At 67.9% G+C, this 24442-nt stretch carries 29 protein-coding genes; 12 read left to right on the top strand and 17 right to left on the bottom strand.

The features are described 5' to 3' along the window. Positions 1-72 precede the first annotated feature (72 nt). Complete coding sequence (locus tag QM841_RS40065) at positions 73-612, bottom strand: LppA family lipoprotein (RefSeq protein ID WP_283336349.1); 540 nt, start codon at positions 610-612, stop codon at positions 73-75. Next, positions 609-2276, bottom strand: a complete 1668-nt coding sequence (locus tag QM841_RS40060; protein ID WP_283336348.1) for an alpha/beta hydrolase — start codon at positions 2274-2276, stop codon at positions 609-611. Before QM841_RS40060 ends, QM841_RS40065 begins: the two co-directional genes overlap by 4 nt. A 93-nt stretch (positions 2277-2369) precedes the next feature. On the opposite strand from QM841_RS40060, the gene QM841_RS40055 reads away from it, so the two are divergent. Beyond that, the gene (locus QM841_RS40055) at positions 2370-2690 is read left to right on the top strand and encodes a type VII secretion target (protein ID WP_283336346.1); all 321 of its coding nucleotides are present in this window, start codon (positions 2370-2372) and stop codon (positions 2688-2690) included. Positions 2691-2756: 66 nt separating this feature from the next. On the opposite strand, the gene QM841_RS40050 is transcribed toward QM841_RS40055, so the two are convergent. Genes QM841_RS40050 through QM841_RS40040 form a run of 3 tightly spaced genes read right to left on the bottom strand, consistent with a single transcriptional unit; the run spans position 2757 to position 4897 of the window. Beyond that, positions 2757-3980 carry an O-succinylhomoserine sulfhydrylase gene (locus tag QM841_RS40050; protein WP_009474904.1) on the bottom strand — a complete coding sequence of 408 codons (1224 nt, stop codon included), beginning with the start codon at positions 3978-3980 and terminating at the stop codon, positions 2757-2759. Further along, positions 3977-4396, bottom strand: coding sequence for a rhodanese-like domain-containing protein (locus tag QM841_RS40045; RefSeq protein WP_280780342.1), 420 nt, complete (start codon positions 4394-4396; stop codon positions 3977-3979). The genes QM841_RS40050 and QM841_RS40045 overlap by 4 nt, the downstream gene beginning before the upstream one ends. A 48-nt stretch (positions 4397-4444) precedes the next feature. Continuing rightward, positions 4445-4897, bottom strand: a complete 453-nt coding sequence (locus tag QM841_RS40040) for an Rv0361 family membrane protein (protein WP_283336344.1) — start codon at positions 4895-4897, stop codon at positions 4445-4447. A gap of 214 nt (positions 4898-5111) precedes the next feature. Between QM841_RS40040 and QM841_RS40035 the strand changes: the two genes are divergently transcribed. Further along, positions 5112-6503 (top strand): FAD-dependent oxidoreductase, encoded by a 1392-nt coding sequence (locus QM841_RS40035; RefSeq protein WP_009474907.1) that lies wholly within the window; start codon positions 5112-5114, stop codon positions 6501-6503. Between the two features lie 53 nt (positions 6504-6556). On the opposite strand, the gene QM841_RS40030 is transcribed toward QM841_RS40035, so the two are convergent. Further along, on the bottom strand, positions 6557-7126 hold the full coding sequence (locus QM841_RS40030) for a TetR/AcrR family transcriptional regulator (RefSeq protein WP_283336343.1): 570 nt from the start codon (positions 7124-7126) through the stop codon (positions 6557-6559). Positions 7127-7232: 106 nt separating this feature from the next. Between QM841_RS40030 and QM841_RS40025 the strand changes: the two genes are divergently transcribed. Then, positions 7233-7988 carry an amidohydrolase family protein gene (locus QM841_RS40025; protein WP_105415221.1) on the top strand — a complete coding sequence of 252 codons (756 nt, stop codon included), beginning with the start codon at positions 7233-7235 and terminating at the stop codon, positions 7986-7988. Positions 7989-8003: 15 nt separating this feature from the next. Here the strand turns inward: QM841_RS40025 and QM841_RS40020 are convergent, their stop codons facing one another. The 5 genes from QM841_RS40020 to cobF all read right to left on the bottom strand — a co-directional run bounded on the left by QM841_RS40020 (position 8004) and on the right by cobF (position 12252). Beyond that, positions 8004-8762, bottom strand: a complete 759-nt coding sequence (locus QM841_RS40020) for a hypothetical protein (protein ID WP_283336341.1) — start codon at positions 8760-8762, stop codon at positions 8004-8006. A gap of 98 nt (positions 8763-8860) precedes the next feature. Then, positions 8861-9343 carry a DUF456 domain-containing protein gene (locus tag QM841_RS40015; RefSeq protein WP_283336339.1) on the bottom strand — a complete coding sequence of 161 codons (483 nt, stop codon included), beginning with the start codon at positions 9341-9343 and terminating at the stop codon, positions 8861-8863. After that, positions 9340-10551, bottom strand: coding sequence for a formate-dependent phosphoribosylglycinamide formyltransferase (gene purT, locus QM841_RS40010; RefSeq protein ID WP_283336338.1), 1212 nt, complete (start codon positions 10549-10551; stop codon positions 9340-9342). Before purT ends, QM841_RS40015 begins: the two co-directional genes overlap by 4 nt. Positions 10552-10589: 38 nt before the next feature. Further along, positions 10590-11456, bottom strand: a complete 867-nt coding sequence (locus QM841_RS40005) for an Fpg/Nei family DNA glycosylase (protein WP_283336337.1) — start codon at positions 11454-11456, stop codon at positions 10590-10592. A gap of 55 nt (positions 11457-11511) precedes the next feature. Continuing rightward, on the bottom strand, positions 11512-12252 hold the full coding sequence (gene cobF, locus QM841_RS40000) for a precorrin-6A synthase (deacetylating) (RefSeq protein WP_283336335.1): 741 nt from the start codon (positions 12250-12252) through the stop codon (positions 11512-11514). Positions 12253-12337: 85 nt separating this feature from the next. Between cobF and QM841_RS39995 the strand changes: the two genes are divergently transcribed. From QM841_RS39995 to QM841_RS39970, 6 genes are all read left to right on the top strand, one after another. Next, a complete protein-coding gene (locus QM841_RS39995; RefSeq protein ID WP_283336334.1) occupies positions 12338-13138 on the top strand; it encodes a thymidylate synthase in 801 nt (266 codons plus the stop codon). Continuing rightward, positions 13138-13644, top strand: coding sequence for a dihydrofolate reductase (locus QM841_RS39990; RefSeq protein WP_283336333.1), 507 nt, complete (start codon positions 13138-13140; stop codon positions 13642-13644). The genes QM841_RS39995 and QM841_RS39990 overlap by 1 nt, the downstream gene beginning before the upstream one ends. Positions 13645-13716: 72 nt before the next feature. Further along, on the top strand, positions 13717-14115 hold the full coding sequence (locus QM841_RS39985) for a hypothetical protein (RefSeq protein WP_283336331.1): 399 nt from the start codon (positions 13717-13719) through the stop codon (positions 14113-14115). 72 nt (positions 14116-14187) lie between these two features. Beyond that, positions 14188-14514, top strand: coding sequence for a cupin domain-containing protein (locus QM841_RS39980; RefSeq protein ID WP_087559051.1), 327 nt, complete (start codon positions 14188-14190; stop codon positions 14512-14514). Then, entirely contained in the window at positions 14435-14791 is a 357-nt protein-coding gene (locus QM841_RS39975) for an SLAC1 family transporter (protein WP_349307460.1), read from the top strand. Before QM841_RS39980 ends, QM841_RS39975 begins: the two co-directional genes overlap by 80 nt. Then, the gene (locus QM841_RS39970; protein ID WP_037230761.1) at positions 14788-15513 is read left to right on the top strand and encodes an SRPBCC family protein; all 726 of its coding nucleotides are present in this window, start codon (positions 14788-14790) and stop codon (positions 15511-15513) included. Before QM841_RS39975 ends, QM841_RS39970 begins: the two co-directional genes overlap by 4 nt. A 12-nt stretch (positions 15514-15525) precedes the next feature. On the opposite strand, the gene QM841_RS39965 is transcribed toward QM841_RS39970, so the two are convergent. Continuing rightward, on the bottom strand, positions 15526-16149 hold the full coding sequence (locus QM841_RS39965) for a hypothetical protein (RefSeq protein ID WP_009474921.1): 624 nt from the start codon (positions 16147-16149) through the stop codon (positions 15526-15528). 117 nt (positions 16150-16266) lie between these two features. Here QM841_RS39965 and QM841_RS39960 point away from each other — a divergent pair, with 117 nt between their 5' ends. After that, positions 16267-17913, top strand: coding sequence for a sensor histidine kinase (locus tag QM841_RS39960; RefSeq protein WP_283336330.1), 1647 nt, complete (start codon positions 16267-16269; stop codon positions 17911-17913). Positions 17914-17921: 8 nt separating this feature from the next. Here the strand turns inward: QM841_RS39960 and QM841_RS39955 are convergent, their stop codons facing one another. Next, complete coding sequence (locus QM841_RS39955) at positions 17922-18557, bottom strand: response regulator transcription factor (RefSeq protein ID WP_283336329.1); 636 nt, start codon at positions 18555-18557, stop codon at positions 17922-17924. Between the two features lie 172 nt (positions 18558-18729). Here QM841_RS39955 and QM841_RS39950 point away from each other — a divergent pair, with 172 nt between their 5' ends. Next, complete coding sequence (locus QM841_RS39950) at positions 18730-19638, top strand: nitroreductase family protein (RefSeq protein WP_283336327.1); 909 nt, start codon at positions 18730-18732, stop codon at positions 19636-19638. On the opposite strand, the gene QM841_RS39945 is transcribed toward QM841_RS39950, so the two are convergent. The 4 genes from QM841_RS39945 to QM841_RS39930 all read right to left on the bottom strand — a co-directional run bounded on the left by QM841_RS39945 (position 19635) and on the right by QM841_RS39930 (position 23715). Then, positions 19635-20720, bottom strand: a complete 1086-nt coding sequence (locus QM841_RS39945; protein WP_283336326.1) for an alpha/beta hydrolase family protein — start codon at positions 20718-20720, stop codon at positions 19635-19637. The two genes, QM841_RS39950 and QM841_RS39945, sit on opposite strands and share 4 nt — an antisense overlap. Before the next feature lie 59 nt (positions 20721-20779). Then, positions 20780-21670, bottom strand: a complete 891-nt coding sequence (locus QM841_RS39940) for a universal stress protein (protein ID WP_283336324.1) — start codon at positions 21668-21670, stop codon at positions 20780-20782. 49 nt (positions 21671-21719) lie between these two features. Then, positions 21720-22760 (bottom strand): LLM class F420-dependent oxidoreductase, encoded by a 1041-nt coding sequence (locus tag QM841_RS39935; RefSeq protein ID WP_011595049.1) that lies wholly within the window; start codon positions 22758-22760, stop codon positions 21720-21722. Between the two features lie 70 nt (positions 22761-22830). Then, entirely contained in the window at positions 22831-23715 is an 885-nt protein-coding gene (locus QM841_RS39930; RefSeq protein ID WP_271212723.1) for a universal stress protein, read from the bottom strand. Between the two features lie 249 nt (positions 23716-23964). Here QM841_RS39930 and QM841_RS39925 point away from each other — a divergent pair, with 249 nt between their 5' ends. Then, positions 23965-24441 (top strand): RrF2 family transcriptional regulator, encoded by a 477-nt coding sequence (locus tag QM841_RS39925; protein ID WP_280780360.1) that lies wholly within the window; start codon positions 23965-23967, stop codon positions 24439-24441. The last annotated feature ends 1 nt before the right edge of the window (position 24442 follow it).

Here is a 24442-nt window from a genome sequence, read left to right as displayed (position 1 = left end):
TCGGCACGAGACACCCGCACCCGGACCGCCCTCACTCAATTCCGCAACAGCCCCCGGGACGTTAACAAGTACTCACGGGTGGCGGCAGCCCGTGATACCCCTGATCGTCGCTGCCCTGTACGTCCCGAACGTGATCCAGTTCCCGTCGCCACCGGCGAACGTCACGTCGTGGTGTCCGGGTCGGTCGGCGTGCACGTCGAGCCGGTCCATTCCGGCGTCGGCGGCGATCGCACGGGCCGCGGCCAGCACGGCGGGCCAGTCGGCGTCGCCGATCGGGGTGTCGGACAGCAATACCGGCGTGGTGACGGATTGCCCCTCCGTGTACGCATACGGTCCCGGGCACCCGCCGCCCTGGCTGCGTTCGCGATGCCACCGCCACCGGACATCCGGTGCAATCGCCGCGACGGCCTCGCTTATCCGCATCAGCGCGTCGGTGACCTGCCGCTCGGTGACCGCGAGTGTCGGCCGGTCGCTCAGGCTCGCTGCCGCCGCCGCAACCTCCTCGTCGCTGAAGTTGTACGGGTTGTCCGGCACGCCACCACATCCGCTCGTCAGGATCGCCGCGCCGATCACGGCGACCGTCTTCACCACCCACCCGCCGCGGACCGTCACCGGACAGCCAGTTCCGGCATGCCCGCGACGATCACCGCCATGTTGTAGCCGGACGTCCGCAGCTCCCCGTTGCCACTCTGCCGCGGATACTCGCTGTGCCCGCTGGCATCTTCGCGCCGCACGCCGTCCGGGGTCGACGCCTCGAGCACCGACAGTTGTTCGAGGTCCGTCTGCACCGGATCGGGGCCGAGCCTGCCGAACCCGTCTGCCACGGTGATGGGGTCATCGGGCGCGCGCATCACGAACCCGTGCCGGGGTGCCAACCCGAGATCCGATTCGTCGTTCGCGTCGAACCCGGGCGAACCGTAGAACACGGCGTCGTCGACCGGTTGCCGCGGTCCCGCGTCCTGCAGGGCCAGGCCCTGGGTGTACGAACCATACGAATGGCCGAGCGCGGTGATGTGCGGATCGGGCGTCTGCGAGGCGACGTCGAGTCCCTCGTAGAACGAGGCGAGCTTCGGGGCACCCGCGGTCGCGCGGTCGGACTGCCAGGAATCGAGGAGCCATCCGCGCCCGAGATTCTGGTCGATGAACGGCACGTCGTAGTTGCCCGGACCGGTGGTGGTCGGCGGCTGATACCCCAGCCACGCGATCGTCGACACCGTGTCGCCGGTGCGGCCGGCCAGGTCCAACTGCCGTTCGGTCTCGGCCTTCAGCGCCGACGCCTCATCGGTCATCCCGCGCAGCGAGGCGGCGGTCGTGTCGATGCCCGGTGTGGTGACGGCGATGTGGTCGGCGGTGTCGGGGTCGCCGAGCGCGAATGCGGCCATCGTCCGTTCACCCGACTGCAGGTCCAGCAGCATCAGCCTGCCGTCCGGGTGATCGCGCACGAGTTTCTCGAGGTCGTCGAGGTCCCGCAACTTCTGCTCGGCGTACCACAACTCGGCGTCGTCGTCGGCGAATGCTCCACCGAACATGTTGCGGTCCAGCCGTTCCCGGAGCCGGTCCCGCTCCGTCTCCCACCGCGACCGCTCGTCGTCGAGCCGGATCACGTTCGCCTCGTGCCGCACCGCGGACGGGATGCCGTCGCGATCACCCACCCATTCGGGATGCTGCTCGATCACCTCGCGGCGCTGGGCTGCCGGCAGCGCGTCCCAGTACTCGCGGTTGTCCAGCGGGGAGCCGTCCCGCGGGGGCGCCGGGGCGGACAGTCCGGTGCCCGGTCGATCCGCCTCACCGGGTTCGGCCGCGCCGTCCGCGGCCCGCGTCAGGACAGCGGCGGCGTCGGCGACGAGGTCTTCCGCCTGCAGGATCAGCGCCCGGGCCGCGGCACGGAGTTCGTCGCGCCGTGCTGCCCCTGAGGTGTCGACGGGCGGTCCGGGCGCCTCGGCGATGTCCCCGCTGTCCGACAGAGCCATACCGTGGGCGGCGGCCGCTTCGCGGAGGCCGTCGAGTTCGGATTTCAGGTGCGTGACCGCGTCGACCAGGTCGCGGGCCAGCTTCTCGACGACGGCGATCGCCGCGGCCTCACCGCTCAGATCATCCGCGACGATCCGGAACCGCCGACGTGCGGCGTCCGCGGCGTCGTCGTGCCACGCCGGCAACCGGCCGATGTCGGCGAGACCGTCCTGCACGAAACGGATCGTCGCCGCCCGCACCGACAGCGACCGTTGCACGGCCTGCAGCGCGCGGGTGTCCCACTGGGCAATGTCCCTCAGATTCACGATCCCCCCCAGGATGCATAATGCCCGTACCCTAACGGATCGATCGCGCCCGCGGGAGTCCGATCTCGTCTCGACCGACACGAAGGATCGAAAATGAGCGGTTCCATCCACGTCGACACAGCGGCCCTACGCGCAGCGGCCGGTCAGCTCGACGTCCTGTTCGACGATGCGTCCGCACAGCTGAACACCACCGACGCGGCCCTCGCCGACTCGGGTGCGGCCTGGCCGGAGGCCGCCGGCGGCGCGTTCGCCCGGTTCACGTCCTACCTGGACGATCGGCGGGAATTGTTGCAGCGGACTGTGGCCGAGATGTCGACGAACCTCACCGAGTGCGCACGCCGGTACGACACCCAGGACGGGGCCACCGCCGAACGCCTCGACGCAATCGCGCCGGCCACGAGCCTCGACCTGTAGGCCCTTCGGGCTCGTGCGCCTTTCTGGTTGCCGGAACAACCAGAAAGGCGCACGGGCGCGAAGCGCCTATCCCAGTGCCTGCTCCAGATCCGTCAGCAGGTCGGCGGTGTCTTCGAGTCCCACGGACAGCCGGACGACGCCGTCGGTGATGCCCACGGCGGCACGACCTTCCGGGCCCATCGCCCGGTGGGTGGTGGTGGCCGGGTGGGTGATGAGCGACTTGGAGTCGCCGAGGTTGTTGGAGATGTTGACCAGCCGCAGGGCGTCGAGGAGTTCGAATGCCCGCTTCTTCGCTTCGCTCTCGGATGCGTTCAGTGCGAAGGTGACGACGGTGCCGCCGCCGCTCATCTGCCGCTTGGCGAGTTCGTGCTGGGGGTGCGATTCGAGGTACGGGTACTTGACCCAGTCGACCGCGGAGTGGCCCTCGAGGAACTGGGCGATCTCCAGTGCGGAGCCGACGGAGTGCCGCACCCGGATCGGCATCGTCTCGAGTCCCTTGAGGAGCGTCCACGCGTTGAAGGGGCTGAGAGCCGGCCCGGTGTGGCGCATGAGGTTCTGGACGGGACCTTCGATGTAGTCCTGCGGTCCGAGTATCGCCCCGCCGAGCACACGGCCCTGGCCGTCGATGTGCTTGGTGCCGGAGTAGACGACGATGTCGGCACCGAGCTCCAGGCTGTGCTGCAGCAGTGGCGTCGCGAACACGTTGTCCAGCACGACCTTTGCGCCGGCGGCGTGCGCGAGCTCCGCCACCCGGGGCACGTCGACGAGCGTCTGCATCGGGTTCGACGGCGTCTCGAAGAACACCGCGGTGGTCGGCTCGGACAGAGCCTTCTCCCACTGGTCGAGGTCTTCACCGTCGACGAACACCGTCTCCACACCCCAGCGGGGCAGGATCTCGTTGCACACCACGAAGCAGGAACCGAACAGGCTACGCGCCGCGACCAGCCGGTCGCCGGCCTTGAGCAGCGCGCCCAGTGCCGTGAACACCGCGGACATGCCGCTGGCGGTGCCGAAGCACGCTTCTGCGCCCTCGATGAGGCGCAGTCGCTCCTCGAACATCTTCACTGTGGGGTTGCCGTACCGGGAGTAGACGAAGTGGTCGATCTCGCCGGTGAACGACGCCTCGGCCGCTCCCGCGCTCTCGAACACGAAGCCTGAGTTCAGGAAGATCGCTTCGGACGTCTCTTCGAAACCGGAACGGAGGGTTCCTCCGCGCACGCTGATCGTGCCCTGGCCGATGTCGTCCGGCAGCGCCTTGTCGAACGCGCCGCCTCGGGGAATTGCACTCACCACTGCCTCCACGGCAGGCCCAGCGCCCGCCAGCCGACCGCCCCACGATGACCTTCGGCGTCCAGGCCGCCTTCGAAACCGTCGAGCACGTTGTACGACGGGCCGATGCCCGCCGCTGTCGCGGCTTCCGCCGCACCGATGGACCGCTGACCGGAGCGACACAGGAAGATCACCGGGGCGTTCTCGCCGCCCGCGATCCCGGCCTCCTTCAGCTGGTCCACGAAGTTGTCGTTACGAGTGCCCGTCGGGTAGCTGACCCATTCGATCAGCACGGTCTTCCGCCCGAGCGGGGTGGTGTCGGGGACTCCGACGTACTTCCACTCGGCGTCCGTCCGCACATCCACGAGCACAGCGTCGGGATTCTCGCGGAGCAGCTCCCAGGCATGCTCCGGCGTTATGTCGCCTGCGTAACTCACCATGTCAGCTTTTCACAACCCTGTTCGGTATGCCCTTCCGGGCAACGGTCAGTTGCAGACGACCCATGTTTCCCCGTCCCGCGTCAATTGCCAGGTATCCGTCGTCTCGCCCTTGCCGTCGTCGGCGCTGACCCGGACCTCCGCCCGGGCACGATCCCCGTTGACCTCGGACGATTCGACGCCCTTCAGTGTGACCTCGCCTTCCCGGCCGCGGAGCACCGACCGGTCGTCGGACCACGACGAGCAGACCAGCGTCTTCTGCAGATCGGCGTCGTCGTGGTTGTGGGCCTGGATGAAGTCGGCGACCGAGCGGTTGATGCGGTCCGCTTCGGTGACGTTCTCGTCTGCGGGCGAGAGCCTGCTGGACACGACGATGGCAACCAGGATGACGACGATGACGGTGACGGCGGCGATGAACGGCACCGCCGTGGTGCGCCGGGGATCCACCGGATCTTCGGTGCCTCCCGCGTCGCGCTGGGGCGATTCGCTCGAACCGGACATGACTTCCCTTCGATCTCGGCGTGGCCACGAGTGTATAGAGCTGCCCCTACAAATCTTGTTTGTGACCCCCCAACGCGAAGGCGACTACCCTCTACAGGCGTGCGTCCCGAGAATGGGCTCTGCCCTGTCTGCCGCACCTCGGCCACCCGATTAGGCTGGGCTTAATTTAAGCTGAGGTTTCGTTGTCCGCCCATCAGAAGGTAGTTCGCTCCAGATGACTGATCAGACACGTCCGTTGCGCGTTGCGATCGTGGGTGCCGGCCCCGCCGGTATCTACGCAGCCGACGCTCTCATGAAATCCGATGCCGCGTCTGACGGCGGGATCAGCATCGACCTCTTCGAGCGGATGCCTGCCCCCTTCGGTCTGATCCGGTACGGCGTCGCACCCGACCACCCGCGCATCAAGGGCATCATCACCGCCCTGCACAAGGTGCTCGACAAGCCGTCGGTGCGCCTGCTGGGCAACATCGACTACGGCAGCGACATCACCCTCGAAGACCTGCACAACTTCTACGACGCGGTGATCTTCTCCACCGGCGCCAACGCCGACCGCGCCCTGAACATCCCGGGCATCGAACTCGACGGCAGCTACGGCGCCGCCGACTTCGTCTCCTGGTACGACGGCCACCCCGACGTCCCGCGCACCTGGCCGCTCGAGGCCGAGAAGGTCGCCGTCCTCGGTGTCGGCAACGTCGCCCTCGACATCGCCCGCGTCCTCGCCAAGACCGGCGACGAACTGCTGCCGACGGAGATCCCCGCCAACGTCTACGAGGGACTCAAGGCCAACAAGGCCGTCGAGGTCCACGTGTTCGGTCGCCGCGGACCGGCGCAGGCCAAGTTCACCCCCCTCGAGCTGCGTGAACTCGACCACTCGCCGACGATCGAGGTCATCGTCGATCCCGAGGACATCGACTACGACGAGGGCTCCGAGCAGGCGCGCCGCAACTCCAAGCAGGTCGACATGGTCGCCAACACCCTGCAGGACTGGGCCATCCGCGACGTTGGCAACCGTCCGCACAAGCTGTTCCTGCACTTCTTCGAATCGCCCACCGAGGTGCTCGGCGAGGACGGCAAGGTCGTCGGTCTGCGCACCGAGCGCACCCAGCTCGACGGCACCGGCAACGTCAAGGGCACCGGCAAGTTCAACGACTGGGACGTGCAGGCCGTGTACCGCGCGGTGGGCTACCTGTCGCAGAACATCGCCAAGCTCCCGTTCGACGAGCAGGCCGGCACCGTCCCGAACGAGGCCGGACGCGTCATCGCCGACGACACCGCCGAGGGCAACGACCGGTTCATGCCCGCCACGTACGTCACCGGCTGGATCAAGCGCGGCCCGGTCGGCCTGATCGGTCACACCAAGGGCGACGCGAACGAGACCGTCGCGAACCTGCTCGAGGACCGGTCCGGCTTCGCCGAGCCCGCCAACCCGTCGGAGGACGCGATCATCGAGTTCCTCGAGGGCAAGCAGGTCCCGTACACCACCTGGCAGGGCTGGTACCGCCTCGATGCGCACGAGCGCAGCCTGGGCGAGCCCGAGGGCCGTGAGCGGATCAAGGTCGTCGAGCGCGAGGACATGCTCAAGGCCAGCGAGCCCGACAAGGCCTGATCTTTCGAATCGGTGTGAAGGGAACCTCCTGCGGGAGGTTCCCTTCCGTCGTCTCAGGCCAGGTGTGACGACAGCGCCCGCAACGCCGTGAGCAGTTCCTCGGCCGACATCGCGTGGTCGGGGTCCACCAGCCACTGCTCCGCGACGCCGAGCAGCAGTGCCTGGTAGAGAGCGCCCAATGTGTGTGCCCGGCCGGGCTCGATGCCCGCGTCACCGAACAGTTCGACCAGCCCTTCGCGGGCGTCGGCCGTCGACGTCACCAGGTTCTTTCTCAATTCCGGCAGGGAGTCCAGGTGCCCGAGCAGTTCGAACTGCAGCATCCACAACCGACGATGGGCGGTGAACGACTCGATGACCCCGGTCCAGATGGCTTCGAACCGTTCCGTCGAACTCATGCCGGGTTCGATCTTCTTCGCGGCGGCCGTCGCGAGGTCGTCGCCCCAGCGCTCCATCTCCCGGTACAGGGCGGCGTGGAGCAGCGCCTCCTTGGTGCCGAAGTGGTAGCCGATCGCCGCGAGGCTCACCCCGGAGGCCGACGCGATGTCCCGGGCCGTCGTCCGCGAGTATCCCTTGTCGTACAGGCTGCGCGCGGCGCCGTCGATCAGGTCTTCGCGATTTCCCATGACCTCACCCTAAAGAGTCTGAGACGTATGTGTAGGACGCTTGTACCAGCACTCGCGCACCGCTCCGCCACGCAACGTGTCCCCCGCACAAGGCAGGATATAAGTCGTGTTTGACGCCCATGTTCACATCATCGACCCCCGGTTCCCGGTGGTCGAGAACCACGGCTACCTGCCGGAGCCGTTCACCATCGCCGACTACCGGGCGCGCACGGAAGGCTTCGGCGTGGACGGCGGCGCGGTCGTCACGGCCTCGTACCAGGGGACCGATCAGAACTACCTGAAGGCGGCGCTCGCGGAGCTCGGCCCCAGCTGGGTGGGCGTCACCCAGATGGAACCCGACGCCACCGACGAGAGCATCCTCGAACTCGACCGCGCCGGCGTGCGGGCCCTCCGATTCAACCTCCGGCGCAGCGCGACCGACGTGAAGCTCCTCACCAAGCAGGCCCTGCGCGCGTACGAGCTGGCCGGCTGGCACGCCGAGTTCTACGTGGACGCCACGCTGCTGCTGTCGCTCGAGCCGGTGTTCGCAAAACTCCCCGCCGTGTGCATCGACCACCTGGGGATGTCGACACGGGGCCTGCCGTACCTGCTCGACCTCGTCGACCGCGGAGTTCGGGTGAAGGCAACCGGGTTCGGGCGGACCACCATCGAGAACGTCGGCGACGTGCTGCGCAAGATCCACGCCGTCAACCCCGAGGCGCTGATGTTCGGCACCGACCTTCCGGGTAGTCGTTCCCGAAGAGTGTTCCAGGACAGCGACATCGACATCGTCGCGGACGCGGTGGGTGACGACTTCGACGCCGTCATGGGCGGCAACGCGCGCGCCTGGTACCGCTGCGACGCTCCCGGAGGGGCCTGCTAGCACGCAGGACCCGTGTCAACACCCTTCCATCTGCACACTGTTCATCGACACCATCTCGGCCACCGGCGGCGTCTGTGGCTGCGCCACCAGCCACATGTTGTAGTTGTTCATCTCGTCGCAGTCCAGCTGTTCGCGGCGTTCCTGCCGCCGCTCACGCTGCCGATCGTCCATGTCGTCGTCGTTCCGGTCGACCGCGATGGCACCGGTGCTCGATCCGTTGGCCTGCCGTTCGAGCCCCCGGACGCCGTCGGCGGTCATGATCCAGCCGAGGGTGTAATCGGCGCCGTCGTGGTTGGTGGTTGCGCGGAACATGCCTTCCTCCGCAGCAGCCGGGTGGGCCACGAATGCCTTGTCGGGCATGCCCGGCGCGCTGACCTGCCCCGTCACGGTGCCGTCACTCATCGACGCGGTGAGTGTCGCTCCGTCCGGCGACGACAGCGACGCCTTGTCGCCGTCCATGGTGCCGGTCATCCATGTCCACATCTGGTCTCCGTCGCACAGGAAGGCGATCATGTCGTCCCCGGACCGGGCCAGCGCGACGTACGCGTCGGATCCGTCGACCGCACCGACGTAGGTCGGCTCCATCTGCGGGGTCATCACGAAAGGTGACGGAACCTTCTCCATCATGTTCGACGCGGGCGCCGCTTCGCCGCTGCTCGTGGCGGCGCTGGTCGTGCTCGGCGCCGCCGAGTCGGACGAGTCGTCGCCGCAGCCGCTCAGGGAGAGGGCCACGGCAGCGAGGGGCGCCAGGATCCAGGTCGTCTTCTTGTTCACGGCGTATTCCTCCGCTGGCCGGGAAGATCAACATCCGCATTTGATCATCGCAGGTGGAGGACCCTTCTGGATACCCCTCGGCGACGATTGCGAGCGACCTACGTCGCGGCCACCGCGGCCAGCCACACACCGGAAGCGATCAGGGCGCCGAGCAGTTCGATCAGCATCGACAGCCCGACGGCCTTGCAGGCGTGCCACGTCGACGCCCACGCCCGGTTGTGCGCACGCAGCCGGTAGAGCTCGGCCACATACGTTCCCGCGATGAAACCGAGGAACAACCCCACCACGGGAACGACGAAGAACCCCACGATCCCGGCCAGTCCGCCGACGATCAGCGACCGGCTGGGAACCCCGGCCGTGCGCATCCGTTTACCGGGCCAGGTGTATTTGACGACGCCACTGATTACGAGGAACACCGTTGCGACCGCGAACACCGTCCACGCCGTCGCGCCACCGGTCATGATGGCCCACACCAGGATTGCCGCGAAGATGAGGATCGTTCCGGGCAGGATCGGGATGACGATTCCGACGAGCCCGATGACGATGGCCAGGCCGACGAGGAGTTCGGCGCCCGGACTCACGCGACGGACTCGACGCGGGAAGCCGCCTCCCGCGCGCGGCTGCGCGCGGTCTCGACGTCCGGTCCCGTGGACACGGCGACGCCCATCCGCCTGCGGACGAAGCTCTCGGGTTTGCCGAACAGGCGGAGGTCCGTCTCGGGGACCGCCATCGCGTCGGCGACGCCCTCGAAGCCGATACCGGTGGCGTCGACGCCGCCGTAGATCACCGCGGACGCACCGGGTGTCGTGAGGGTGGTGTCGACGGGCAGGCCGAGAATGGCGCGGGCATGCAGTTCGAATTCCGAGAGTCGTTGTGTCCGAAGGGTGACCAAGCCCGTGTCGTGCGGTCGCGGACTGACCTCCGAGAAGTAGACGTCGTCGCCCTTCACGAACAGTTCCACACCGAAGATCCCGCGCCCACCCAGCGCTGCGGTCACCTTCTCGGCCACCTCCCGCGACCGGGCGAGTGCCACGTCGCTCATCGGTTGCGGCTGCCACGACTCCACGTAATCGCCCGAGTCCTGCAGATGCCCGATGGGCTCACAGAAGAAGGTGCCCACCTCGCCGTCGGCGCCGATCGCCCGGACGGTGAGCTGAGTGATCTCGTAGTCGAACTCGACGAACCCCTCCACGATGACGCGGCCGTAATTGATGCGGCCGCCCGCGAGCGCGTACTCCCAGGCGGTCTCGACTTCGCCGGCGCCGCGCACCGTGGACTGCCCCTTTCCGGACGACGACATCACCGGCTTGATCACGCAGGGAAAGCCGATGCGCTCGGTGGCCGCGCGGACCTCCTCGAGCGATTCGGCGAACTCGTAGGGCGACGTCGGCAGCCCCAGCTCCTCCGCCGCGAGGCGCCGGATCCCCTCACGGTTCATCGTCAGCTGCGTCGCCCGCGCGGTGGGGATGACCACCGCGGTACCGCGCTCCTCGACCGTGGCCAGCGCATCGGTGGCGATCGCCTCGATCTCGGGGACCACGAAGTGGGGGCGTTCCTCCTCGACGAGACGCAACAGCGCCTCCGGGTCGCTCATGTCGATCGTGTGCGCGCGGTGCGCCACCTGGTGGCCCGGCGCGTTGTCGTAGCGGTCGACGGCGATCACCTCGACCCCCAGCCGTTGGAGGGCGATGATCACTTCCTTGCCCAGCTCACCCGACCCGAGCAGCATCACGCGCGTAGCGCCTGCCGTCAGAGGTGTACCGAACCGTACGGGTGCCTGTTCACGCATGGTCACAACTATATGCGGGCACCGATTCGCGCCGACGCCTACTTCAGCAGTCGCGACATCCGGCGGTCGGCGAGCACCTTGCCTCCGGTCTGGCATGTCGCGCAGTACTGAAAAGACTTCTCCGCGAACGACACTTCCCGAACAGTGTCGCCGCAGACGGGACAGGGGAGGCCGGTCCGGGCGTGCACCCGCATCCCGGATCGCTTCTCCCCCTTCAGCCGCGCCGCATCCTGGCCGAGCGACCTCTGGACGGCGTCGCTGAGCACCGACCGCATCGCGTCGTACAGCACGTGCACCTGGTCTTCCGGCAGAGTGCGCGACGTGGCGAACGGGGAAATCTTTGCGGTGTGCAGGATTTCGTCGGAGTACGCGTTGCCGACGCCGGCGAGCAGCGACTGGTCGACGAGCGCATTCTTGATCCGCGCCGACGTGGTGGACAGCAGCGCCGTGAACTCGGGTTCGGTGACGGCGAGGGCGTCGGGTCCGAGCCGGGCTATCCCCTCCACCTCCTGCGGGTCGTGCACCACCCACACCGCGAGCCGTTTCTTGGTGCCCGCCTCGGTGAGGTCGAACGCCGGCGTCGCGCCCTCCGGGGTGAAGAAGTGCACCCGCAGCGCCAGCGGACCCTTCCCCGGTTTCGGCGGCGCCGCCGACGGGTTGTCGGTCCAGCGCAACCAGCCCCCACGCGAGAGGTGGGTGACGAGCCACAACCCGGAACAATCGAGTGCGAGGTGCTTGCCGAACCGGGCCGCGCCCGTCACGTCGCGACCCTGCAGGTCGGTGATCGGGGGGTCGAACGTCTTGAGCACACTCAGGGCCGCCACGTCCACTCGGCCGACGACCGCTCCCACGGCATGTTCACGCAGGAACTCGGCTAACGCCTCCACCTCGGGCAGCTCGGGCATGGTCCCAGGCTAACGGTAGGTGAGCGCCGAAGTGTGCTCCTCCACGCTTTCTCACTCACCTGCGGAGGAGATAGGTGTCCATGATCCAGCCCTTGCGTTCGCGCAATGCGGCGCGCACCCGCTGGATCTCGTCCTCGACGTCGCGCAGGCGACCGGAGATCAGCACCTCGTCGGGTGTGCCGAGGTAGGCACCCCACCAGATCTGGACGTCGTCGCCGGGGACCTGGGTGAACGTGCAGTGGGCGTCGAGCATGACCACGGCGTTGTCGACGCCGTCGGGCAGACCCTCGGCCAGTCGCCTGCCGGTCGTGATGTGCACGGGTTCGCCGATCCGGTTGAGCACGATCCGGTGCTGCGCGGCCAGCGACTGCACGCTGGTGACGCCCGGGATCACCGAGTAGTCGAACGACACGTTGCCGCGGGCGAGCACCCGCTCGACGATCCGCAGCGTGCTGTCGTAGAGAGAGGGGTCACCCCACACGAGGATCGCCCCGACCCCCGGCTCGGACGCGAACTCGGCCTCGAACAGCGCCGCCCGGCGCTCGTGCCAGTCGTCGACCACGCCCTCGTAGTCGGACGGCGTGCGGTCGCGGGGCGGATCGACGATGTCCACGACGCGGTACGCGCCGGCGACGTGCTCCTCGAGGATCGTGGTGCGGAGATCGACGAGGTCCTGCTTCTCGTCGCCCTTGCCGATGACGAAGAACACATCGGCCTTGTTCATCGCCTTGATCGCCTGGACCGTCACCTGGTCGGGGTCGCCGGCGCCGACGCCGATCACGAAGAGTTCACGCATGGGCGAAGGCTAGCGCTCGTGCGCCTTTCCGGTTGTTCCAGCTACCGAAAAGGCGCACGGGCGCGGAGCGCCTAAACTGGACGCCGTGACTGTGCCGACCCCGTATGAAGACCTGCTCCGACTCGTCATGGACACGGGCACCCCGAAGGCAGACCGCACCGGGACCGGCACGAAGAGCGTCTTCGGTCATCAGATGCGCTGGAACCTCGCGGACGGGTTTCCGCTGATCACCACGAAGAAGGTGCACCTCAAGTCGATCGTCTACGAACTGTTGTGGTTCCTGCGCGGCGATTCCAACGTGAAGTGGCTCCAGGACAACGGCGTCACGATCTGGGACGAGTGGGCGGACGCGGACGGCGAACTGGGCCCGGTGTACGGCGTGCAGTGGCGCAGCTGGCCGACCCCGTCCGGCGAGCACATCGACCAGATAACCCAGACCATCGAGACGCTGAAGTCGAACCCCGACTCGCGTCGCATCATCGTGTCGGCGTGGAACGTCGGCGACATCCCGCAGATGGCGCTGGCGCCGTGCCATGCGTTCTTCCAGTTCTACGTCGCGGACGGCAAGCTGTCGTGCCAGCTGTACCAGCGCAGCGCCGACCTGTTCCTGGGTGTGCCGTTCAACATCGCGAGCTACGCGCTCCTCACCCACATGGTGGCGCAGCAGGCCGGGCTCGAACCGGGCGATTTCATCTGGACGGGTGGCGACTGCCACATCTACGACAATCACGTCGACCAGGTCACCGAGCAGTTGAGCCGGGAACCGTTGCCGTACCCGACGCTGAAGTTGACCAAGCGGGATTCGATCTTCGACTACACCTTCGAGGACGTGGAGATCGTCGACTACCGGCACCACCCCGCCATCAAGGCGCCGGTGGCCGTCTAGTGGCGGCGCGGCAGGTCAAGCTGGTCTGGGCCCAGGGCGTCAGCGGCGTCATCGGCCGCGACAACACGATCCCGTGGCACGTCCCCGAGGACATGGCGTATTTCAAGAAGGTGACGCAGGGTCACCCGGTGATCATGGGCCGCCGGACGTGGGACTCGCTGCCCCCGAGGTTCCGGCCCCTGCCCGGGCGGCGCAACATCGTGATCAGCCGTCAGCCCGACTGGACTGCGGAGGGTGCCGAGTCCGCCGACGGGCTCGGCTCCGCGCTCGCGCTCACCGACGAGGACGTCTGCGTCATCGGCGGCGCCCAGATCTACACGGCGGCAATGCCGTTCGCCACCCAACTGCTGGTCTCCGAGATCGACGTCACGATCGACGGCGACGCCTGGGCACCCCCGATCGACGACTCCTGGCACGCGCAGGACACCGGTGAGTGGCTCACGTCGGCGAAGAACGGCACCCGCTACCGGTGGATCACCTACACGCGAGCATTACCTGCGAGGTAATTGAGAGCATTCGGCTTCGGCGCGAGTCTGAGTGACGTACCCGTTCACCCGTCTCACGTGAGGACCGCCGACATGATCGCCGCACTCGAAACCCGCACCGCTCTCTCCCCACTGCGCCTCGTCCTCCGCGTCGACGCCGTCGTCACCGGCGCCAACGGCGTCGCCTACCTCGCCGCCGCCACCGTGCTCGACGACGTCCTCGGCCCGACAGCCGGCTTCCTGCGTGCCATCGGCGTCTTCCTGATCGTCTTCACCGCCGGGGTGTGGGCGGTGAGCGTGCCGGCCCGTCCTTCGCCGGGCGCGGTGGACGCCGTCGTCCTCGCGAACGTCGTCTGGGTGGGCGCGAGCGTGGCCCTGGTGCTCACGGAGTGGCAGCACCTCACCACCGTCGGCGTCGTCTGGGTGCTGCTGCAGGCCGTAGTGGTCGGCGCGTTCGCGGTGGCCCAGGGCTGGGCCCTCATCCGGCGCTGACCGACCCCTTTGCCGCCGCACCGTTACCCCATTCGACGGGTGACGGTGCGCGCAGTGGTTCATACTCACCTCATGGACAAGAAGTCACTGACCGCCCTTGCCCGTCAGCAACTGAAGTTGGCAGGCGGGACGTCCAGCGGCCGCAGTTCGCAGACCGTGTACGGCGGGCATCGGCGCAGCCTCCGACAGACCGTCATCGCCTTGGCCGCGGGTCAGAAGATGGCGGAACACGAGAGCCCGGGCGAGGCCACCCTGTTCATTCTCAGCGGCAAACTGAACCTCGTGGCCGGCGAGGACTCGTGGAAGGGTTCCACCGGCGATCTGCTGGTTCTTCCGACTGATCGGCACAGCGTCGAGGCGATCGAGGACGTCGCGTTCCTGCTCACCGTCGCCATGTGAGGGTCGCGCTCGATCGTGGCGTCACGTCGCGAACAAGGTGCCGCTGCGCTACGACGCCACCGTGTGGAGCATAGTCTTCCCACTCGGCATGTATGGGGTCGCCGGCATCTACCTGGGGCGTGCGGACCATCTTCCACTCGTCGGTATCGTCGGTAGTGCCGAACTGTGGTGTGCATTCACCGTGTGGTGCGTGGCGTTCGTCGTCATGGTGGTGCATCTCTGGCGGTCGGTGGTGCATGTCGGACCGGCAACAGTGACGACGCAGGAGAACGCGTGACCGAATCCCAGCCCGTGATCGAGGTGTCCGTCGCTGCGGCGCCGTCGGTGGTGTGGCCTGCCCTGCGCGACCCGGAGTTGATCCGGCGCTGGCACGGCTGGGACTACGCCGGCCTGGCCGACGAGATCAGGGAAATTTACTTCGACGACGTGAAAGAGGACGCCGCCGCCTTCACTCTGGCCCTGAACGGCGCCGACAAGTTCAGCCTCCACGAGCACGAGGGCACCACGCTGGTGCGGATCACCCGCCCGCCCCGCAGCGGCGACCCCGCCGCCGACGACTGGTACGACGACGTCACCGAGGGCTGGACCACGTTTCTGCAGTTCCTCAAGTTCGGCATCGAGCGGCACGGACTCGACGAGCGTCGCACACTGTTCCTCGAAGGCCCGGTCGCGGAGGGTGATTCGGCGCGGCATCTGCTCGGCCTCGACAAACTCGAGGGAATGACGGTCGGCGATCATTTCACCGTGGTCGCCGAGACGGGCGATCTGCTGCACGGGGTCGTGTGTTTCGTGGGCGAACACCAGACCGCGGTGAGTGTCGACGACCTCGGCCCGGGACTGTTGCAGTTCGGCGAGCAGCCCGTCAACGCGGCACGCCCCAACGGCGGTGCGCAGATCCTGCTGGCGGCCTACGACCTGGACGACGAGGAGTGGGCCGAACTCGAAGAGCGCTGGAGAGAGTGGTGGCAGGCCCGGCCGGGAGCCGAACCTGCCACCTGAGTTCTCGAACGGTCAGGCGAGCACGGTGCCCAGGGTGGGCCACCAGATCGTGCTCTTGACGACGTTCGGCCCCACCTGGTGGTTCAGCGAGCCGTACACCGCCGCCACGACCAGACCGCTGCCGAGCCCGGCGACCGGCGGAGAGGAGACGACCGTGGGAACCGCGACGTTGTTCTGGTCCAGCTTCACGATGCCGCTGGCACCGGTGGCGAAGCTGTAGTAGACGACGTCGAGTTCGGCACCGGTCTGGTCGTTCGCGATGACGCCCGGTCCGCCGAAGAATCCGAAGCGGAACTGGTTGCTCATGTTGGTCGCCACGCCCGCGCCGTACAGCTGTCCGAGGACCGGACCGCCCTGCCCGGTGTCGGAGTACGCGGGGATCTGGAAGATCTGGCCCGGGAGGGCGATGTTCGTTGCCGCGGTGTCGGTCGGCGACGCGGCGAGTCGCTCGAGGGCGGCTTCGGCCTCGGGGTTACCGGCGGCGACGGTGCGCAGCTTCGCGATCGCGGTGGCCGGGTCGACGACGGGGGCGGAATCTGCGGGCTGCGCCGATACGACACCGGTGAACATCATCGTCGCTGCCACTGCAGCGGTCAGACCTGCCGCGACCCGTCGTCCGAAGTGCCGTCGATTCATTCTTCTTCTCCCTCGTCACGTCAATGGGTAAGCATTAGTTCGAATGAGTAAACACTCGAGCCCTTATCGACGCCGCGGTTCGCGGCGTTACGCCGCCCCCGGACCTATGCTGCAGACATGGGAGCGGACGGCGGGCACGAGGCGAGGATCAGTGAGTTTCGGGAGGGGCTCGCCGACGTGGTCCCCACGCGCCGAAGTCTGCAGCGACTGTTCGAGGCGGTCCTCGTGGTCGGTTCGGGACTCGAGCTGGATTCCACCCTGCAACGCATCGTCACTTCGGCCACGTCCCTGCTCGACGCCCGGTACGGCGCGCTCGGTGTCCACGCCCCCGACGGGGGGCTGTCGGAGTTCGTCTACGAGGGCATCACGCCGGAAGAGCGTGCGCACATGGGCCATCTGCCCGAAGGCCTCGGTCTGCTGGGACTGCTGATCCACGACCCCCGCCCGGTGCGCCTCGCCAACCTGGCCGATCACCCCGGGTCGATCGGCTTCCCGCCCGATCATCCACCGATGAAGAGCTTTCTGGGCATGCCGATCATGATGCGGGGCAAGGTTTTCGGGAGCATCTACCTCACCGAGAAACTCAGCGGACCCGAGTTCACCGACGAGGACGAGGTGATCCTGCGCGCGCTCGCGACCTCGGCAGGTGTGGCGGTGGAGAATTCGCGGCTGTTCGAGGAATCGCGGACGCGGGAGCGGTGGTTGACGGCCGTCGCGGCGATCACGTCCCGGCTGATGGTCGGCGGATCACTCGACGAAACACTCCACACACTCGCCGCCGAGGTACGCGAACTGTCCAGCGGCGACGAGGTCTTCATCGTCGTCACGCTCGGCGAGGGCGCGGTGGTCGGCGCGGACAGCACGGTGCGGCCGCTGCGCAACAGCTTCCGAATCGCCACCCAGGCCGAGCCGTTCGCCGAAGTGCTGCTCTCCCGCACTCCCGCACTGCTGACGGGTCTCGACGGTCTCGCACCGTTCTCCGCCGAGGCGGGCCGGGCCGCGGTGCTGCCGTTGTCGACGGCGTCGGGGGTCGGCGGGATCCTGGTGGTCACGGCGCGCGGCAACACCGCGTGGGATCCGGACGAGGTCGCCCGACTCGAATCGGTGGCCGACCTGGCTGCCGTCGCGGTGGAATTCTCCGATCAGCAGAGCAAGCAACGCCTGCTGTCGGTGCTCGCCGACCGCGACCGGATAGCGCGTGACCTGCACGACAACGTCATTCAGCGATTGTTCGCCACCGGCATGAGCCTGCAGAGCACGCACGCGGTCGGGGACGTTCCAGAGGGCGTGCGCTCCATCGTGGCCACCGCGGTCGAGCAACTCGATCGCACGGTGCGCGAGATCCGCACCACCATCTTCGATCTGCAGGCCACCGGGATCGCGTCCGCGACCAGTCTGCGCCGTCGTCTCCTCGACGTGATCGGCGACCTCACCTCCCAGTCACCGATCGCGCCGAACGTCCAGTTCTCGGGCGCCATCGACACTCTCGTGCCCAGCCGCATCCACCAGCACGCGGAGGCGGTGCTGCGGGAAGCCCTGAGCAATGCGCTGCGGCACGCGCGGGCCACCACCATCGACATCTCGGTGGCCGCCGGGGACGACCTCACCGTCACGGTCGCGGACGACGGCATCGGGATCGCCGACGGCGCCCGGCGCAGCGGACTGGACAACCTCGATCGGCGTGCCGAGCACTGCGGCGGCACCTGCACCGTCGACGCCGAGGGCGGTGGAACCGTCGTCACGTGGCGGGTTCCGTTGACGTGAGGAAGAAGTCAGCGCTGGTTGCGTAGTTCGGTGGCCAGCACGGCGGCCTGCGTGCGTCGTTGCATCCCGAGTTTCGACAACAGCCGTGACACATAGTTCTTGATCGTCTTCTCGGCGAGGAAGAGCCGCTCGGCGATCTCCCGGTTGGTGAGCCCCTCGCCGATCAATTCGAACACGGCGCGTTCCTGCTCGGACAGTTCCGCCAGGGGGTCTTCCCGGCGCGCGGACCTGATCCGGTTCATCAGCGCCGACGTCGCCCTGCTGTCGAGCAGCGAACCGCCCTCCCCCACCGTCCGCACGGCGGCGACCAGGTCGGTGCCGAGGATCTGTTTGAGGACGAATCCGGACGCGCCTGCCATGATGGCGTCGAACAGCGCCTCGTCGTCGGAGTACGACGTGAGCATCAGGCACCGCAGTTCGGGCAGGGACGTGCGGAGGTCCCGGCACAGTTCGACGCCGTTGCCGTCGGGCAACCGGACGTCGAGCACGGCGACGTCGGCGCCGCTGCCCGGGATCCGTGCCATCGCCTCGCCGACGGACGCAGCCTCCCCGACGACCTCGAGGTCGGGCACGCTGCCGAGTAGATCGACCAGGCCTCGTCGCACGATCTCGTGGTCGTCGACCAGGAACACCCGCGTGGTCATGTCTGCACCTCCACCGTCTTCTCCTCGAACCGTACCGCGCCGGCGACCGGTGCCCACCCCTCCGGGACCTCTCCCTCGCGCATTCGGGACCTTCGACCCCAGCGCCGGCGCCGCGGTGCGCGGGAGGCTGAGCCTGCGGGGGAACACCCGGACACGACAAGTGGAGGTCGCGATGAACAGCTGGTCGCTCAGTGACATCGAGGTGGTCTCCCGCGCCATCGTCTCGGCCCCGTCGGTCCACGACACCCAGCCGTGGGATCTTCGGCTCGACGGCGGGTGCGCGGAGGTCACGGAGCGTCGCGGTTTCACGGACACACCACGCGCCGACCGCGTGATCTCGTGCGGTGCGGGTGTCGCGAACGTGGAGCTCGCGCTGCGGGCGCTCGGCAAGAAGATCGAGACCGACCTGCTGCCCGATCCGCGCAGACGCGAGCTCGTCGCCACCGTACGGGCCGTGGGCACAGCTTCCCCGTCCAGCACCGAGCTGAGGCTGTTCTCCGCGATGGCCCGCCGCCGGAGTCATCGAGAAGCGTTCGCCGACATACCGGTTCCCGCAGCAACCATCGCCGACATCGTCGCCGCGGCGGAGATAGAGGGCGTCCGCGCTCGGCTGCTCGCCGCGGACGAGGCGCCCGCGCTCGCCGACGTCCTTCTCTATTCCGCCGACCGGGTTCGGCAGGATCCCGGCCACCAGCGCGACCTCTTCCCGTGGACGTCGCACTGGCTGCCGCAGGGCGGTCACGAGTCGGTCGACGCGATCCGCCCCGTCGTCACCCGCGGCGTCCCCGACTCGGCACGGCTCGCCGCGGCCATCGAGAGCGAGACCGTCCTCGTGTTCGTATCGGACACGCAGGAGTCGATCGACCTGGTCCGCACCGGAATCGCGGTCGAACGAGCGTGGCTGACCGCGGTCGATGCCCGGCTGGGTGCCTCCATCCTCTCCCACCCGCTTCGCGTCGACGACTCGGCGCATCGGCTGGCACGCCGACTCGACGTGCCGGGTCATCCCCAACTGATTCTGCGAATCGGTTACTGGGGCATACGCAACTTCCGCCGCGGCGAACGCGCCGCGGCCCTCTAACGCACCTCGAAGACCAGCGGGTACCGCGACGCGGCGTCGTCGAGTTCGGGTGCCGGAGCCTCCTTCAGGAAGCGGTCGAACATTCCCGCCACGAGGTGGTTGGTCGTGTCGACCACCTCCTGGCGGGGAGCCGTGCCGAGGCTGAAGCCGGCGGGCACGTCCATTCCGGGAGGATCGGGGATCGCCTGCGGGACGTAGTGCTCGGCGTCGGTGAAGCTGAAGTGCCCGGTGTCCCGGAGTGCGTAGACCTTACTCCAGGACCGTGGGGTCGCAAAATACTGTCCCCAGAACCTGTCCCGGCCTTCGGGGCTCTCGGCGTGACGCGAGTTGAGCACGCTGAGCAGTGGGGTGCCGGGATCCTGGGAAACGATCGGGCTCGCCGTGTTCGCGTACAGGAGCGCTCCGTCGACATTGACCCCGGCGTCCACCCGCGGATCGTCGAGGAGGACCTGGGTGGTCGTGGCTCCGCCGATCGAGTGACCGAACATCCCGATCCGTTCGGGATCGACGGCCTCGGAGAGGCCGTCCGGCAGCAGCCGGCCGATCCCGTCGGGGTCGTCACCGCGGGAGAGGGATTCGACGGTGTCGACGACGAAACTCGCGTCCTCCACCCGGGTGTCGAGCGCCTTCTTCTGGGTTTCCGCGGAGTACGGGTCGGTGATCTGCGACGTGACGACGCGGCCGTCCGGGAACACCGTCGCGAGGGCCTCACCCGTGTGGTCCATGCCGATCACCACGTAGCCGCGGCTCGCGAGATCCTCGGCGGCGATCGTGTACAGCGTCCGCGGCACATAGAAGCCCGGCGAGAAGAGGATCACGGGAAGCGAGCGGGTTCCGCCCGCGGCGAATCCGGCAGGATAGGTGACCGTCACCGGAATGGATCGCGCACGGCCCGGCGACCACGGATCGTCGCGATCGTGATCCACCAGTTCGAGTGTGCTGACACCGACGTTCGAATCGCTCGCAGGCAGGCGCAGCAGCGTGCCCGTGCCGGCACTCGCCGTCGCCGGCTGGACCGAGGCCACTGCGCCGACAACCACTGCGCCGGCGACCAGTCCCCGGAGCATGAGGGTTGCCTTCACTCGAACCTCCTCTGCGAAGTCGCGCGAAGGCTACCGCACAGTCGTCGTGATCGGGGGCGCTAGCTTTCCGGCCGGACGATCATCACCGGGCAATCCGCGGTGTGGAGCAACGCATTGCTGGTGGAGCCCAGCAGCATTCCCTTGAAGCCACCCCGGCCGCGGCTGCCGACCACGATCAGCTGCGCCTTCTCGGCGAACTCGCTGAGCACCCGCACCGGACGGTCCCGCGCCACGATGCGTTCGACCGTCACGTCGGGATACCGCTCCTGGTATCCGGCGAGGCGCTCCGACAGCACCACCTCTTCACCCGTCTGGATGCTGCTCCACAGCGCGTCCTCCGGGCTGGCGCCGAGCGACGGCTGCACACTGACATCGCTCCACACATTGACCGCGACCAGGCTCGCTCCGCGGGCGGCGGCCTGCTCGAACGCCACTTCCACCGCCGCCTTGCTGCTTTCCGAGCCGTCGACGCCGACCACGATCGGCCCCTCCGTGGGCGGCTGCCCGTCCATGGTGCGCCCCCGCACGACCACCAGCGGGCAATGGCCGTGCGCGGCGACCGCGGAGGTGGTGGAGCCGACCAGCAGACCGGTGAACTCACCGTGCCCCCGCGAACCGAGCACCACCATGTGCGCGTTCGCGGAGAGCTCGATGAGTGTCTGACTCACCTTGCCCTCGTGCTGTTCGGTGGTGATGTCGAGCGGCTCGTCCACCGTCTGCTTGGCATGCACCCGCGCACTGCCCAGCCGGGCCTTCGCCGTGTCCTCGAGTTCTTCCTTGAAACTCTCGGCCAGGTACGGCTCGGTGTAATAGAAGGCAGGAATGTGCACCACTGTCACGATGTGCAGCGGGAGCGACAGGGCGGCGGCGGCGCGAGCGGCCCACGCCACTGCGGCCGAGGCCGCCTCGGATCCGTCCACACCCACGACGATCGGCTTGATTCCAGTCATGGTCACCTTTCCTGATTCTTCCGGCTGGGCACTGCTGGGGTTTGCGGGGCTACCCGCAGATCTTGCGGAGCTTCTCGACCAGCGCGACTCGTCCCGCACGATCCGCGGCGAGCGGGGTGACGGTGAGCGTGGTGACCCCGGACTCGGCGAAGGCGGCCACCCGCTCCGCGACGTAGCTCTCCGGACCGATCAGCGACACGGCCCGCACCAGATCGTCCGGCACCGCGGCGGCGGCCTCGTCCTTCTTGCCCGACAGGTAGAGGTCCTGGATGGTCTCGGCTTCCTTCTCGTAGCCGTACCGGACCGCGAGGTCGTTGTAGAAATTCTTGCCCTTCGCGCCCATGCCGCCGATGTACAGCGCCAGGCCCGGGCGGACCCAGTCGAGCATGTGCTCGACGTCGTCGCCGATGGCGAGGGCGGGCGACGCGAAGACCTGCAGCTCACCGAGGCTGGGGTCGCGCTTCGCCTTGCCCTTGGCCAGCGGCTCGCCCCACACGCTCGCCGCCTTCTCCGGGTGGTAGAAGATGGGTTCCCAGCCTTCGGCGATCTCGGCGGTCAACTCCACGTTCTTCGGTCCGAGCGAGGCGATGACGATCGGGATGCGATCACGCACAGGGTGGTTGATGATCTTCAGCGGCTTGCCCAGCCCGGTGCCCTTCTCGGCGGGCAGCGGAATCTGGTAGTACTTGCCCTGGAACTCGACCTTCTCGCGGCGCCACACCTTGCGGCAGATCTCGACGACCTCGCGGGTGCGCCCGAGCGGGGCGTCGTACTTGACGCCGTGAAAGCCCTCGATCACCTGCGGGCCGGAGGCGCCGAGGCCCATCACGAAGCGTCCGTCCGACACGAAGTCGAGGCCGGCCGCCGTCATGGCGGTCAGGCTGGGCGTGCGGGTGTAGATCTGGAAGATGCCCGACGCAAGTTCGAGTGTCGTGGTCTTGGCGGCGAGGTAGCCGATCTGGCTCACCGCGTCGAACGAGTAGGCCTCGGGCACGAACGCGATGTCGAGCCCAGCTTTCTCCAGGTCGGCGACCTCGTCGACCGTCTCGGCGAAACCGCCGCTGTAGTTCAAGCCCATACCTATGCGCACGTCGTTCCCCAATCTGCGTTATCTGCAACCTGTTCCTGCGTCAACCCAGACACTACTGCGAACAATCGCGTCAGGGACGTGCAGGCCTCACGACGACTACCGGGCAATGCGCACCACCGACCAGGCTGTTACTGGTCGATCCAAGCAGCATCCCCTTGAATCCTCCGCGCCCCCGGCTGCCGACCACCAGCAGTTGCGCCTTCCTCGACCACTCGAGCAGTCGCGCCCGCGGATTGTCGATGTACACCTCCCGGGTGACCCGCACGTCGGGGTACTTCTCCTGCCAGCCGGCGAGGCTCTCGGCGAGAACGGCGTGTTCGTCCTCCTCGAGTCCCTGCGGCACCAGGGCCGCGGCCCGCGGGTCCTCGAACGCTTTCGGTCCGAGGTCACTCCAGACGTGGACGGCCACCAACGGCGCATTCCGCAGCGACGCCTCCTGGAAGGCCACCGAGATCGCCCGCTCACTGGTGGGGCTGCCGTCGACGCCGACCACGACGGGCCCTCCGGCGTGGGCGTCGCCGCGGACCACGACGACCGGGCAGTGCGCGTGGCTGGTGACGTTGATCGCCGTGTTCCCGAGCAGTGCGGTGGCGGCCGCTCCGGACCCGGACGCGCCGACGACCACGATCCGGGCGTTCTCGGACAGGTCGACGAGCCACTGGGCACTGCTGCCGATCGACAGTTCGGTGTGGACGTCGATGATGGGATTGACCGCGAACGCCTGCTCCTGCGCTTCGGCGAGAATCGCCTTGCCGCTGGCCTCCACCCACTCGTACACGCCGCCCGAATCCATGTAGGGACCGCCGAACCCGTACGGGGCGAAGTCGAGTGCGTGGATGATCTTCAGGTTCAGTCCACGTTCGGTGGCCAGTTCGGCGGCCACCCGAACAGCGGACTTCGAGGTGTCCGATCCGTCGACACCGACGACGACGCTGTTGCGGTCCCGTGTGCTCATGGCTTCACACTATCCCCGGCCTCCGTTTCGCGTCTGCCGCCCTTCGCCTTTCGACGAGGGACTTAAGTCCCCACCAACTCGGGCTCTCCGCCCGTAGCCGCGGGCCCCGACTTCGACGATGATGAGAAGGTGGGGTCCTGTGCCCTATTCGAATTTTGCTGGGCCACTGCACTTTCCGACCAGATTCCGCTGGAGCGACGTCGATCACAAATTTGGTATTCGGAATGCGAATTAAAGTACGTTCGGGTCATGCAACTCACACAGTTCACCGACCTCGGACTGCGGGTGGTCATGCGACTGGCCGTCGCCGGGGAGGGCGAACGACCGGGAAGCCGGGCGATCGCCGAGGAACTGTCGGTGTCGTACACCCACGCCGCCAAGGTCATTACCCGGCTGGGTGAACTCGGCATCGTGGACGCACGCCGGGGACGCGCGGGCGGTCTGGCCATCACCGAACTCGGGCGCACCGCCTCCGTCGGCTGGCTCGCCCGCCGACTCGAAGGCGATGCGGAGGTCGTCGACTGCGACGGCGCCCAACCGTGCCCGCTGCGATCGGGCTGCCTGCTGCGGTCGGCGCTGCGACGCGCGCAGAACGCGTTCTTCGAGTCGCTGGACGCCCTCACCATCGAAGACCTCACCCGGTCCCCCACCGGAACCGTGCTGCTCACCCTCCCACGCGTAGCCGCCGCCACAACTTCCCAGATTTCTCGAACGATCGGAGAATGAC

It is taken from the genome of Rhodococcus sp. IEGM 1307 (genome assembly GCF_030056915.1).
Lineage (GTDB): Bacteria > Actinomycetota > Actinomycetes > Mycobacteriales > Mycobacteriaceae > Rhodococcus_F > Rhodococcus_F opacus_D.
Note: the sequence above shows the minus strand (reverse complement) of the source record. Positions and strands in the feature narration are given on the sequence as shown.

What these genes read in the sequence shown, in the direction of transcription:
- QM841_RS40055 (WP_283336346.1), top strand. Translation starts at nt 2,370, where the DNA reads ATGAGCGGTTCCATCCACGTCGACACAGCGGCCCTACGCGCAGCGGCC.
- QM841_RS40040 (WP_283336344.1), bottom strand. Translation starts at nt 4,897, where the DNA reads ATGTCCGGTTCGAGCGAATCGCCCCAGCGCGACGCGGGAGGCACCGAA.
- QM841_RS40035 (WP_009474907.1), top strand. Translation starts at nt 5,112, where the DNA reads ATGACTGATCAGACACGTCCGTTGCGCGTTGCGATCGTGGGTGCCGGC.
- QM841_RS40030 (WP_283336343.1), bottom strand. Translation starts at nt 7,126, where the DNA reads ATGGGAAATCGCGAAGACCTGATCGACGGCGCCGCGCGCAGCCTGTAC.
- purT (WP_283336338.1), bottom strand. Translation starts at nt 10,551, where the DNA reads ATGCGTGAACAGGCACCCGTACGGTTCGGTACACCTCTGACGGCAGGC.
- QM841_RS40005 (WP_283336337.1), bottom strand. Translation starts at nt 11,456, where the DNA reads ATGCCCGAGCTGCCCGAGGTGGAGGCGTTAGCCGAGTTCCTGCGTGAA.
- cobF (WP_283336335.1), bottom strand. Translation starts at nt 12,252, where the DNA reads ATGCGTGAACTCTTCGTGATCGGCGTCGGCGCCGGCGACCCCGACCAG.
- QM841_RS39985 (WP_283336331.1), top strand. Translation starts at nt 13,717, where the DNA reads ATGATCGCCGCACTCGAAACCCGCACCGCTCTCTCCCCACTGCGCCTC.
- QM841_RS39980 (WP_087559051.1), top strand. Translation starts at nt 14,188, where the DNA reads ATGGACAAGAAGTCACTGACCGCCCTTGCCCGTCAGCAACTGAAGTTG.
- QM841_RS39965 (WP_009474921.1), bottom strand. Translation starts at nt 16,149, where the DNA reads ATGAATCGACGGCACTTCGGACGACGGGTCGCGGCAGGTCTGACCGCT.
- QM841_RS39960 (WP_283336330.1), top strand. Translation starts at nt 16,267, where the DNA reads ATGGGAGCGGACGGCGGGCACGAGGCGAGGATCAGTGAGTTTCGGGAG.
- QM841_RS39955 (WP_283336329.1), bottom strand. Translation starts at nt 18,557, where the DNA reads ATGACCACGCGGGTGTTCCTGGTCGACGACCACGAGATCGTGCGACGA.
- QM841_RS39950 (WP_283336327.1), top strand. Translation starts at nt 18,730, where the DNA reads ATGAACAGCTGGTCGCTCAGTGACATCGAGGTGGTCTCCCGCGCCATC.
- QM841_RS39940 (WP_283336324.1), bottom strand. Translation starts at nt 21,670, where the DNA reads ATGACTGGAATCAAGCCGATCGTCGTGGGTGTGGACGGATCCGAGGCG.
- QM841_RS39930 (WP_271212723.1), bottom strand. Translation starts at nt 23,715, where the DNA reads ATGAGCACACGGGACCGCAACAGCGTCGTCGTCGGTGTCGACGGATCG.
- QM841_RS39925 (WP_280780360.1), top strand. Translation starts at nt 23,965, where the DNA reads ATGCAACTCACACAGTTCACCGACCTCGGACTGCGGGTGGTCATGCGA.